Below are 13,319 nucleotides of genomic sequence, written 5' to 3' on the forward strand. Positions count from 1 at the left end.
GTGATATAATAAACATATATTTGATCTGTAATAATTGGAGGATGATGTATGATATCAAGTAAGATAACAGCCGTATTGGCAGCTTTTTCAATGATATGCAGCACAGTGCCTGCATTTGACACAGCTGCGGCAGAAGCAGTGACCACAACTACTGCGGCGGCTGCACAGACTGCGTCCACGACAAAGACAGCAGCTGTTACAACTACAGCAGCAACAACTGCTAAGACTACAATAGCAGCAACTACAGCCAAAACCACCGCTGCGACTGCCACAACAAAGGTATCGGGTACAGCCTCCGACAGTCAGGAGCACCTTGTGTACGACGCAGAAACAGGAGTCCTCACTCTCCACGGCGAGTTTACCAGTGCGGAGGTAAGAGGCTTCAAATATGTCTCAAAGGTGGTCAGCATTGTTGCGGCTGAGGACGCGGTATTCCCCGAAAACTGCAACAACATGTTCTATTTCTGCAAGAAGTGTAAGAAAATGGACTTCTCAAAGGCTGATACTTCAAACTTAAAGGTGGTACAGTCAATGTTCTCGGGCTGTGAGTCCCTTACAGAGCTTGACTTGGGTAATTTTGATACAAGCAATGTTACGAATATGTCCTATATGTTCAGCGGCTGTTCTTCTATTGAAACCCTGGATATATCAGGCTTTGACACAAGCAGTGTGGAGACCATGAAGGCTATGTTCCTGAAATGCTCGTCCCTTAAAACCGTAAAGTTCGGCAGTATAGACACCAAGAGCCTGAAAAGCATTGACGCTATGTTTTCTCAGTGCGGTGCTCTCGAGACTCTTGACCTCAGCGGTCTTGATCTTTCAAATGCTGCCTACAAGGGATATGCTTTTGAGGACTGCTACAGTATCAGCTCCATAAAGCTGGGAGAAAGATCGGGAGACATAACAGCAGCCATGGGACTTTTGAATTTCGGCTGGGTAAACGAAAAAGCTCCCGATGTAAAGGTCAGCGGCGACGGAGAATTTGCCGTTATCAAAAACACAGGCGTAAATACCTATACCTATAACAAAACTCCCGAGGATAAGCTGTGCTATACCTTTGATACTACTTCAAGAACTCTTACTCTCCGCGGAAAGGTGGACAGAGAACAGATAAGCGGACTTATTTTCAAAAAATCCATACTCTATGTCAATGCGGAGGAGGGGACTGTGCTTCCCGATGACTGCAGCGAGCTGTTCAAGCTCTATAAAGCCTGCCTGTCCATAGACCTGTCCAAGGCCACGGGCGCTCCCACAAATATGAGTGCCATGTTCAAGGGCTGTGAGCTGGTAAGTACTATCAAAATGGATAATATCGACACCTCAAAGGCAACGGATATGAGCAGCATGTTTGAATACTGCACAAAGCTTGACGCTTCATGCGTTGAGAAGCTAAATACCTCAAGCGTTACCAATATGTCTCATATGCTGGACGGCTGCTGGAGCTTCTTTGACCTTGACCTGAGAAATTTCGATACCTCAAATGTTACCGACATGAGCTACATGCTGGCAAGAAGCTCCGCTATCACCTCTGTTGACCTTAGCAGCTTTGATACCTCAAAGGTAGAGGATATGAGCTCTATGTTCTATAACGACCATGAGATAACAAGCCTCTGTCTCGGTAACTTTGATACTTCAAAGGTAAAGAGCATGAACGCAATGTTCTGCACCTGCAAGAGGCTTGCAAACCTTGATATCAGCAGCTTCGACACTTCAAACGTTACCGATATGTATTCTATGTTCTGCAACTGTGAGAATCTGAAAACCATCGACCTTTCTCATTTCAATACCTCAAAGGTGGAGAGCATGGGAGCTATGTTCAGTGCCTGTACTTCGGCGGAGATCATTGACATCAGCAGCTTCGATAACTCTGCTTCAAAGGGAAACAGCTATATGTTAGCAAGATGCGATAGTCTCAAAACTCTGACTCTCGGTGAAAAGTTCAGCGGTATAACTGCGGATATGAGACTGCGAAACGGCGGCTGGGCAAACAAAAAGGCTCCCGATGTGACTGTCAGCGGAAGCGGTGAATTCGCAGTTATCGCCAACAGCGGCAAGAACACATATATCTTCACAGGCAAGGCAGCTGCCGCAGCAGTTGGTGACAGCAACGGCGACGGAGCTGTGAATACTGCCGACCTTGTTACTCTCAGCAGCTTTATCCTCGGCAAAAAGAGCACTTCCGTCATAAGCAGGGAAACTTCTGATATGAACGGAGACGGCGCTGTGGACATCTTTGATGTGGTAGAGCTCAGAAAGCTCCTCATCAAGGGCGATAAGAACTGAATCATAAGCTGAAAAAAGCGGCTCATCATGGTGAGCCGCAGCTTTTTTATTGCTTCTGGTATGTTCCGACAACGACCTGTCTCTGCTTGCCGTCATCGGTACAGGATATGACAGTTAATCTGTCATCGCCGAAATCGTTCAGTACCCATACTTCGTCGGATTCGACTATCCTGTATTCTGTAACAACGTATTTGTATCTGGTATGATCCTTGTCGTTATCGACGAGATACATCTCATCACCTGTTTTTATCTTGTCGAGGTCGTTGAATATCTCGGCATATATGGTGCTGTTGTGACCTGCAATACAGTAATTGCCCTTGCCGGGTGCACCCGTGTTTTCAAAGTGGCCTGCGGATACCTGCAGGGACTTCTGGTCCGTTCCCTCAAGGACAGGGACCTTTATATCAAGGCAGGGGATCTCAAAATTGATGTTCTCTTTCAGTAATTTGCGGAGATAAAGCTCTCTGCTCACTTTTCGGTATCCGAACAGCAGTAATATGCCAATTCCGCATACTATCATTATTATACCGATAATTCTCAGGATCTTTCTTTTCATACCATCGTTCCTAAACGTGAGCGCCGCAGAAAGCGGCGCTCATTGTTGTTAATTATTCATTTTCTTTTTTGTTTCTGATAACCAGTGCCGCACCTGCAGCTGTCATAAGAGCAGCGAGACCTGCTAACATGCTGAATGATACAGGATAACCTGTCTTAGGCATTGAAGAGTCTCCGTTTGTGCTGCTTGATGTTGTAGTTGTTGAAGCGGGTGATGCAGGAGTTGTTGAAGCTGATGTTGAAGCAGATGTTGTAGTAGTGGTTGTAGTTGTAGTAGTTGTGGTAGTGGTTGTAGTAGTTGTTGTAACTATAGGACCGTTGCCGCTGAGATCGTAATCAAAGCCGCTGAAATCCTTTACTGTGCCCTTTGCAACGAGCTTGAAGCCGTCCTTTACAGTAATTACTGTATCGGGAGCGATAAGCACGTCAACATAATCGGGGATAGTGATGTCTGCTGCAACTGTGATATTGCCGAAGAGTGAAAGCTCGGTCTTTTCGCCTGCCTTTACTGCGTCCTCAACTGCAACTCTCATGTCTGCATAGGTCTTGCCGTTGCTGAGCATTGCTGTTGCCTGAGCGTTGATGTTGATGCTGTTAACTACACTGCCGCAGATATCGCATACCTTTATAGCCAGACCTGTCTGACCGCCCTTAGGAGCGTCAACAAGTACGAATCCGCCTGTAGAGCTGCACTCATGCTCCTCAACGCTGACTACCTTCTGCTCTTCCTTTGTGCCGTCGGAATACTCAACGTGGATAATAGCGCTTCTGCCTGCTTCCTTGGAAGTAAGTCTGAATACTGTCTCACCTGTTACAGTGATCTTGCCGTCTGCGTCAGGCTCAACGCCGTCCATTTCAACAAGCTCGAATGCCTTGCTGTCTGCCTTTGCAGCCTCGGCTGTCTCGGAAGGAGCAGGCTGTCTTCTTGAACCGTCGATCTCCTCAACATAGACTGTTGCTGTTACCTCAGGTGATGGTGATACTGTGAATAATGTATCACACGGAATGTATAATGCATGGCCGCTGTGGCGTCCAAGTACGTTGTCAAGGTATTCACCGTAGTTTGTGTAATATGTGCCTGCGTGATGGCTTCCTCCATTAAGGAGCTGCTGGTAAGGTGTTATGATAAAGTTGTTTCTGTAGTAGGTATATGTTGCGCGGGGATCTGTCTTGTCCTTGAAGAATGCCTGACGGAGAGTTGTGTATGCTGAATTTGTGGCTAAAACGTGCAGACCGCCTGTTGATGCTGTACCGTTCTCAATGATCTTTATTTCGTAGGGAACTGTCATTTCAGAGCCTGCGAAGTTTACTGATACGCATTTAAGGATATGCTCTACAGGGAGTTCGCCGAGAGCAGCTTCATAAATACTGTTGAACCAGTAATAGCCGATGAGGTCGGGGTTTCTTGAAGAGGCTAAAAGAGTATTGTATGTGTGTGCGTTTCTGCCCTCTCTTCCGATGTACTGCTCGTATACAGACTTCCAGAGATCCTTTACATTCAGCTCGATAACAGCTGATTCGCCGGGAGCAAGCTCCTCAACGCTTATGCTTGTTACGTCGTCCTTGCTGAAAATGTCCATATGCTTGTCAGCTATAGGCTTGAACTCGCCGTTTCTGTATGAACGGTAAAGTGTAGCGTCTGAGCCCTGCTCGATCCTTGTGATAATGTTTTCAAGGTCGTAAATAGGCTTGTCTGAAACGTTTTCAAGCTTGATCTTTATTGGATACATCTCGTTGTAGTATGAATATCTCGGGAGCTCAACGATCATTTTCAGTGCTGATGCTGAATAAACGTGGAGAGTATCCTTTGACTTGAACTCATAATCGAACTGCTCGCCTCTGTTCTGACCGCTGAATACTGCTGTGAGGTCGTAGTCGCCCTCCTTGTCACCGCGGAGATACCAGTCGGCAGTCTTTACTTCCTTTGGCTTGAGGTCGCCGAATTCCTGTGTCTCATCGCCCTTGCAGAGTGTAAGCCCCTCGGGGATATTAAGTGTAGCTGTACAGTCGGAAAGTGTCTGAGTGTCGTTATTTACGACGATGAGCTGTACATCATAGAATTCCTTGAGCCATTTGCACTTGCCGTAAATGATCATGTACATCTCTTCCTCAACTGTCTCGGTGCGTACAACATAAGCGCCAAGTCCGGGAACGTATGTAGGTGTGTTTGAGTTGATAACAACTCCTGCGTTGCCTGCAACATTGATAACTACATGATCACGTACAGGAGTGCCTCCTACATTGTAGGAAACTACCTTGTCGATAACAACGCCTGCTGCGTCGAAATCAGCCTCGATAGTGTACTTGAAGCTGTTGAAGTTGTCGTCGCCTGAGATATCGATGCCTGCGTCGATGACCTCCTGCTTTGTCATAGGAGTTACCTTGAGCTCACCGTCGATATTGAGACGGGTGGGCTTTGAGGTATCCAGATCAGCGGGCTTGTCGGAAACGTTCTCCCACTCGCAGATGAACCACTTGCTGTAGCCCTCGGGAAGGTCATTCCATGTGCCTGAGCTGTATGTGTGTATGCAGTTCTCATGACCGCCAAGGTTATTTGGCTCACCGCTGTTCCAGTTGGAGTATCTGATAGGTTCGCCGTTGAGCCAGCAGAATTCGCCGTTTTCATCGCGGGTACCGCCTATCCAGCATTCGCCTGCGTTAGCATCTTTGATAACGTTGTTTATCTGAGCCTGTTCCTCGGGTGAAGTGATCACAGCCAGATGTCCGTTTACGCTTCTGCAGTAAGCCTCAGCATCAGCCCATGACATGGTCTCCTTGATGACTTCGTACTTTCTGATGTCGGGAAGCGGACCGAGTGTAGTTGTAGTAGTTGTGGTGGTAGTTGCTGTGGTAGTAGTTGTAGTAGAAGTTGATGTAGTTGTGGTAGAAGTTGTTGATGTGGTTGTAGTAGTAGGAGCAGCAGTAGTTGTAGTAGTTACAGCTGAATCATCATCAACGATCTTGATATAGCCCTGCTTGATACCGTGAGTGAATACCCATGCTTCCATGAGCTGTCCTTCGGGAGTCTTGTCAGCATTTGTAAACAGGTCCTTAGCGATATCCTTCTCTTTATAAGCTATCTCAATGGGGAAGAAGTCTCCCGGCTTTGTATCAGAAGGAACGTTCAGTTCAAATGTAATGAATGTGCCGTCTTTACCTTTGTCTGTAGCGCATGCTGTAGCAACAAACAAGCCGTTGGAGCCGTTTCTCTCGTATTCCTGTGATAAAGACTTGGCTGCATCGCCGAATTCAACGAGTTCATCGTTATTCTCCACCAGTGAAAGTCTTGAATCCCACTGAACGTGGATACCTGTGGGAGCATACTTTCCATCAGCGCCCGAGACCTTGAGCTCTACCTTAATAGGCTTCTTTGTAGCTTCACTGACGGGAACTCTTAATGCGCTGAGTGAAAGTGTAGGCTTTACAGTTGCCTGTGTGGGGTCAAGTCCCTGTGTATCGTATTTCTGACCTGCCGCAGGACCGGCCTGGACTTCTTCTTCGATTATCTTTGAAGCAGCTGTAGTAGTTGTAGTGGCAGTTGTAGAGGTTGTTGTAGTTGTTGATGTTGCAGTGGTAGTAGCTGCTGCTGAGTTAACGGTCTTGCCGTCCTTTTCAAGGATAAAGCCGAAGTTTTCTGTGCCGTAGTAACTTGCAGCAGAATTGGATTCCTTGGTATTGCCGCTTTCATTGATATCATGCCAGCCATTTTTGAAGAATCCCAGCTCGGGATTTGCAGAAATGGCAGCCCTGTTGTCATTATAATAATTGTCGGGCTGATTTTTGTTCCAGTTTTCGTACTCGAATTCTTCACCGGTCACCCAGCCGAATTCACCGTTATCGTCCTTTTTCAGACCGATCCAGTAATTATTCTTGATCTCGGACTGAGCACGGATAAGAGCCGCGATCTGATACTGTTCATAATCAGAGGTGATAACAGCAAGGTGACCGCCTTTGCTTTCGCAGTAAGCCTCAGCCTCCTCCCATGTCATGCTCTCATTGATTACCTCGTAATTTGCAGGATTGGGAAATGGGTATTTGTCGATCTCGCCCTTGTATGGCAGCTTGTATGTTTCAACCTTTAGATTTGATACTGACTCTGCATAGTGCCTTAAAATTATTTCGTAGTCACGAAGAGTCAGATTTCCGTCAAGGTCAACGTCTGCTGCGTCATGGTCGAAAGAAGAATCATCGCCTTCTGTTACATACATGAGTACATAATTTGCATCAACAGCGTTAATGTTTCCGTCACCGTTTACGTCACCGTAATTAACTGACGCTGTGCCTTCGACGCTTGTTGAGAGCTCAGTCTGAGCGTCAGCTTCTGCTGCGATGGTGTTAAGCGGCATTGCAGCGAGTACCTGACTGCCTGCTACGGCAGAAGCAGCAAGTGCAGACAAAACTCTTTTTTTGATTTTTGTGTGTTCATTTTTCCACATTTCAAAGACCTCCTTTTTGGTGTTGTCTTTCTTATTAATAATAAGAGCGTGTAATGATCCTGCCAAGAAAATTATAACAATGCATGGAGCAGAAGTCAATGTAATTGCCATGATTTAATAATTATTTTGTATAATTGCACCTATCAGGCAGCATTCATTACTTGCGAAATCTAAAGATGTCACAATACAACTTTATTTTGTATCCTCGCCCAAATAACTGAACGTATATGATGTTATGTGCAAATTCTTTATTAAAATAAAGCCCCGCTCTCATATTGAGAACGGGGCTTTTGTATACCATATATTATCATTTCTGATACTTAGCCTTATCCATTTCACGGATTGCAGCACGTCTTATCTTGCCGCTTCCCACTGTCTTTGGCAGCTCGGGAACGAACTCGACTACACGGGGGTACTTGTAAGGTGCTGTACGCTCCTTTACGTAGTCCTTTATCTCATGTACAAGGGATTCAGACGGCTCCTTATCCTTTGTGAGAACGATAGTTGCCTTTACAACCTGACCTCTTATCTCGTCGGGAACGCCTGTTACCGCACATTCAAGCACATATGGCAGCTCCATGAGAACGCTTTCGATCTCGAATGGTCCGATACGGTATCCCGAGGACTTGATAACGTCGTCAACACGGCCAACGTACCAGAAGTAGCCGTCCTCGTCCACCCAAGCGGTATCGCCTGTGTGGTAGTAGCCCTCGCGCCATGTCTCGGCAGTATTCTCCTCGTCGCCGTAGTAGCACAGTGCAAGTCCGGGAACGCCCTCTTCCTTGAGCTTTATGCATATCTCGCCTGTTTCACCCACGCCTGCGGGAGTACCGTCTGGGAGAAGCACCTGAACGTCATACTGTGGATTGGGCTTGCCCATGCTTCCGGGCTTGGGCTCCATACCCACAACGTTTGCGATAGAAAGGGTAGTCTCGGTCTGACCGAAGCCCTCCATGAGCTTGATGCCTGTTGCCTTGTAGAACTGGTGGAACACCTCGGGGTTGAGGGCTTCACCTGCGATGCAGGCATATTTCAGTGATGAAAGGTCGTACTTAGCAAGATCCTCCTTGATGAAGAAGCGGTACATTGTAGGAGGTGCGCAGAAGGATGTGATATTGTACTTCTTGAACATAGGAAGTATGCTGTCTGCGTGGAAACGGTCGAAGTCGTATACGAATACGGCTGCCTCGCACATCCACTGACCGTAGAGCTTGCCCCAGAGAGCCTTGCCCCAGCCTGTATCTGAGATAGTGAAGTGGAGACCGTTAGGGTCTGCGTTCTGCCAGTAGCGTGCAGTTACGTAGTGACCGAGAGGGTACTGATAGCTGTGAAGGACAAGCTTGGGATTGCCCGATGTACCCGAGCTGAAGAAGATGAGCATGGGGTCTGTGCCGCAGGGAGTCTCGGCTGTGCGCTCGAAATGAGTGCTGTATGCGGGGAGCTCCTCATTGAAGTCATGCCAGCCCTCACGCTGACCGTTTACGATGATCTTGGTCTTTATTGTGTTTGTAACAGCGCATGCCTTATCAACTTCATTAGTGATCTCGCCGTCAGCCGAGCAGACGATAGCGGATACCTCTGCGGAGTTGAAGCGGTACTCAAAGTCGTGCTCCTTGAGCATATTTGAAGCAGGGATAACAAGAGCTCCGATGCGGTGGAGAGCGATGATAGAGAACCAGAACTGGTAGTGGCGCTTCAGAACCAGCATTACGCGGTCGCCCTTCTTGATGCCCAGTGACTTGAAGTAATTGGCAGCCTGGCAGGAGTACTTCTTGATATCCTTGAATGTGAAGCGGCGCTCCTGCTTGTTGACGTCAACATAGATCATAGCGGTCTTGTCGGGGCATTTCTCAGCCATAGCGTCAACGATATCGTAAGCAAAGTTGAACTTATCCTGATTTTCAAAGTGAACGGCGCTGAGTATGCCCTCCTCATTGGTCTCGCACTTTACGAACTTTTCTGCAACGGGGTGGAGCAGACCTGCCTTGTCAACATTTGTGAGGTGATGCTCTGCAACGTGCTCCTTGTATTCGGACATGCCCGATGTGCCGTGGGGAGCCATTACAAATGCGTATATCTCGCAGTCCTCGCCGCCGAGAGCGATCTCGTCATGGGGCATGGAGCTGTCGTAGTAGATACAGTCGCCCTCATGGAGTATCTCTGTGTGGGAGCCTACTGTCATACGAAGTGTGCCCTTGAGAACGATATCCATTTCCTGACCTGCATGGCTTGCCATATGCATGGGCTCGGAGAGAGCTTCCTCTGAGTAGGGGATAACAACGTGGAAAGGCTCCACAGTCTTGTTCTTGAACTTGGAAGCAAGGCGGTTGTAGGCAAAGCCCTTTCTGCGGACGATAGGCACTCCCTCGCCCTTTCTTGTAACGGTGTAGCCGCTGAGCTCAGGGCTGCTTCCTTCCATGAGATCGGTGATCTCAACGTTGAATCTGTTTGCGCACTTATAGATGAATGTAAAGCTGAAGTCAAGCTCGCCTGCTTCAAGCTTCTTGTAGTCCTCGACGGTATTGTCGGTCACAGCAGCCATTTCCTCTGCGGATATGCCCAGATCTTCACGCAGGCGGATAATACGCTCAGCGACCTCTTTGATCTTAACTTCTGCGTTCTGTAGATTTGTCATTTCGCTCATAATAATCGCTCCTTTTCAGATATAGTAGATTGGGGAGAGCGGCTGCTGCTGGAACGTGCCGATGCTCCTTTAATATGCCGTAAAAACAAAAAACTCGTCTCAAAGATGTTCTTTGAGACGAGTTATCATTACTTGATCACCCGCGGTACCACTCAAATTGTGCCGCTATTGCGTAACACCACTTCAGACTCCAGCAAGTCCTATTCATTAACGCAGAATCACGGGAACGCTTACTGATAACTTTCAGCACTCCGGCTCAGAAGGGATACATAGCATTGCATAACACCGACTCACACCCACCGTCGGCTCTCTGAAGACATTGGCAATTCTCTGCTTGGCTTCCTCATAGCTTATGTTCAGATTATATCACATGAAGATCGGTTTGTCAAGACCTTTTTGAAAAATTTCAATCTGACTTTATAGATTTTCGTTGTATTTATATTTCGACAGCAGCTTATCCATTATCCAGACTGCCTCGGACATATCTGACTGTGTGTTTTTTTTCCGTGCCGTCCTTATAGGTGATAACGGAATCATAGTAGAAGCCGTCCATAACCAAAGGCGGAGCGATATTCACTTCGTAGTCCTGAGACATGATCTGACGGTATTCCTCTTCGGTGATCTCTGCCGTAAAGGGCGCGTCCGTGCTGTTTTTTATATTCTTGAAATACAGAATGAACTTATCGTCTTCCCGATAGACCTTCCATTCTCTGTCTACTCCTGCGTATCCGCCTCTTACGTTGATAGATACGGCAACAGGAAATGTGATCTTTTGGAGCACAGCCTTTCTCATCTCGCAGAGATCGAATATATCGATGCTGCCGTCGCTGTTGAGATCGGCGGCTTCAAGATTTTTCACCCATACATTGCGTGAGCCGATAAGCCACTGCTGAAGTGTTACCACGTCTGATATACTGAATACATCGTCGCCGTTTATATCGCCCTTCAGAAAATCTTTTTCAGGAGCTGCGGCTCCGCTGGGAGTATACTTCATAACAGTTCCGTCGTTGTAAGTAACGGTTATATCGAACTTGTCGACCGAAACAGTACCCACAGAGCGGTAAGCCTCAGCGCATAAAGCAAGGTCGCTGATAATACCGAAGGCATCACGGTCTCCTGTTGCTTTGTATTTGGCGATATGCTTGGTGATGTCTACAGAGCCGCTGAATGATGCGGGGGCTTCACCGTTTACAGGAGGCTCGTGTTCAAGGCTCCAGTACTGATGAACAAGTTCATTTATATCGCTGACAAATCCCGAAACGCAGAAGCCGCTGGGATAATCATTTGGGTTGAAGTAAAGCTCATATTCTTTGTCGTTATCCTTGAGCGAAAATGCGGACGGGATAAGCTTGACCTGCTTTTTAAGGTCAGCGTTGTTTCCGAGGTATGCAAGGTCGATATAGAATTCGCTTCTTGCACCGTCTGACAGGGGGAGCTTTCCGCGTAAATAAACAGCTGTATTATCGTTTTTGACCCCGTATACCTGCACCGAATCCACAGTTACGCTGTAATCAGCAACAATGCTCTTTACCTTTGAAAGGTCAAGACCGCTGCCGTCAAAGTGCTTTTCTGCCATAGCAGTACAAGCTCCGTACTTTGTGTTGTTCCAGCTGAAATCAAACAGACCGTTTTTATTGCTGTCTATGTCAAAGTTATTTTCACCGTAGTATTCGGGAGAAAAATCATATCCGCCGCTGTTGAAGCGGGAAATATCCAGTTTCAGCGCATTTACTGAAAGTGAACCGCTGTAGTTCTCGGAGCTTAAAGTATAAGAAGCTGAATATACGGTATCTGCATCAAGTCCGTACTCCCTCAGGTCTTTCAGCAGATCTGCTATCTTAATGATATTATAGCTGCGGTAGGAGTGGTCTGGGAGTATCTTGTTTCCGCTGAATTCGCGCTTGTTTTCATTGTATGAATAAATATCATTGGGATAGATCGTCAACCAGTAGTCAGTGTATTCCTTATTTCCGTCCTTAAACATATAGGTGAAGGGATAAACGCTCATTACCTGTTTTTCGGTGTCGTATAATGCTCCCGAAAGAGTTATTGTCTGAGCAGGGGATGCTGTATTTTTCACTGTGGGAACTATACCCTTTTCCTTGTAATATGAACTGATCTTCTCCTGACTGATATCCGTTCCCGTATCGACGAGACAGAGTTTCTGGGAGTCGTTCAGCTCCATTTCGAGGATACCGCTGAAGCTGTTGTCGGAGCTGTCATCTCCGTTCAGTTCAAAAGAGTAGTCCTCCTTGAAAAGTATGAGGTCATTGGCTCCGATCTTTACAGGCTCGTTGAAAAACGTCTTGGTGATAGTGTTTGAGCCGCCCTGCCATTTGTAGTCGAATTCCTTGTCGTCGGTGACGGTATTGATCTTCATATCCACCTTGCTGGGTCTGCACGATGATGTGTAGGTATAGGTGCCGCCGTTCTTTTCAAAGGTGCCCTTTGTCTGTATACCGCTATTGGCGGGAGTATATTCCGTAAAGTCACAGCTTTTGAGCTTGACCTCTCCGCTGCTTCTGTAGGACTCCACATTGAGGGATACCCTGTCAAGGTCGCCTATTTTTTCGCCCAGCTTTTCAAGAGCGTCGAATTGTGCACCAATATCTATCTCACCCGAATAGTCGCTGTACTCGGTCTCGGAGCCCCAGCTCTGACCCAGCTCGTAGCGGTCTTTCATCTCTCCGCCCCTGCGTACACTGAAATATCTGGTGTATGAAACAGCGCCGTTGATAGTATGCATGCTTACTTTCTGGCTGTATAGATCATAGGTCTTGCCGTCAATGTCGACGCTGCCCATCGGGGTAAAGTATTCGGTATTCTCATAGCGTGAAATGTCCGAATCGTAGTCCGTAAAGAAGAACTCCGCCGTAGGCTGCTTCAAAAAGCCGTAAGCGCATACATATGTGCAGGCGTTTTCTGCCGTCGCATTCTGCACAGGTCCGAAGTTTATGGACAGGTCATAGTCTATCTTGTAGTTATTGGAAGCAGGCGCCTGCTCTATGAGACCCTTTGACATGAAGCAGTTTCCGTATGCATTCCATGAGGCATCAAAGCCGCCTTTTTTATCAATATCAAAGGTGACCGTGCTTTCATCAGAGTCCGCCCAGTATTCATAGTCATAGCCCTCATAGGAAATGAGCTTGTGTGATTCGGCACTTGCACTGAGCGGTACAGCGGGTACAGCAGCCATAAAGCACATGGCGGCAGCTGCCGCGGATACAGTGCGTTTAAATATCCTGAATGTCATAAAAACACCCCTAAAGAAAAAATAAAAAAACATGATATAATTACCCATTATAATAATTTTACATCATATATTGTAACAAAGCAAGCTAATAATTGTTGAGATTTGATAGTGTGAAGCGGATATTGCTGTTTATTGGCGGAGCAGGGGG

General features: G+C 47.0%; 5 protein-coding genes and 1 other annotated feature. Of the genes, 1 reads left to right on the forward strand and 4 read right to left on the reverse strand.

Features of this window, described 5'->3' with window-relative positions; all coding sequences use genetic code 11:
* Positions 1-48 precede the first annotated feature (48 nt).
* Complete coding sequence (locus N774_RS18460; protein WP_024861957.1) at positions 49-2,283, forward strand: BspA family leucine-rich repeat surface protein; 2,235 nt, start codon at positions 49-51, stop codon at positions 2,281-2,283.
* A 46-nt stretch (positions 2,284-2,329) separates the two neighbouring features.
* Here N774_RS18460 and N774_RS17630 read toward each other — a convergent pair whose 3' ends face one another.
* From N774_RS17630 to N774_RS0114685, 4 genes are all read right to left on the reverse strand, one after another.
* The gene (locus tag N774_RS17630; protein WP_024861958.1) at positions 2,330-2,839 is read right to left on the reverse strand and encodes a class D sortase; all 510 of its coding nucleotides are present in this window, start codon (positions 2,837-2,839) and stop codon (positions 2,330-2,332) included.
* A gap of 52 nt (positions 2,840-2,891) precedes the next feature.
* Positions 2,892-7,274: a lectin-like protein gene (locus tag N774_RS19520; RefSeq protein ID WP_024861959.1), complete on the reverse strand. Its 4,383-nt coding sequence runs from the start codon at positions 7,272-7,274 to the stop codon at positions 2,892-2,894.
* 307 nt (positions 7,275-7,581) lie between these two features.
* The gene (locus N774_RS0114680) at positions 7,582-9,918 is read right to left on the reverse strand and encodes an AMP-binding protein (protein WP_024861960.1); all 2,337 of its coding nucleotides are present in this window, start codon (positions 9,916-9,918) and stop codon (positions 7,582-7,584) included.
* Positions 9,919-10,028: 110 nt separating this feature from the next.
* Positions 10,029-10,274 (reverse strand) — a binding site (T-box leader).
* A gap of 98 nt (positions 10,275-10,372) precedes the next feature.
* A complete protein-coding gene (locus tag N774_RS0114685; RefSeq protein WP_024861961.1) occupies positions 10,373-13,171 on the reverse strand; it encodes a dockerin type I repeat-containing protein in 2,799 nt (932 codons plus the stop codon).
* Positions 13,172-13,319 lie beyond the last annotated feature (148 nt).

Source organism: Ruminococcus flavefaciens AE3010, from assembly GCF_000526795.1.
Classification (GTDB): Bacteria; Bacillota; Clostridia; order Oscillospirales; family Ruminococcaceae; genus Ruminococcus; species Ruminococcus flavefaciens_D.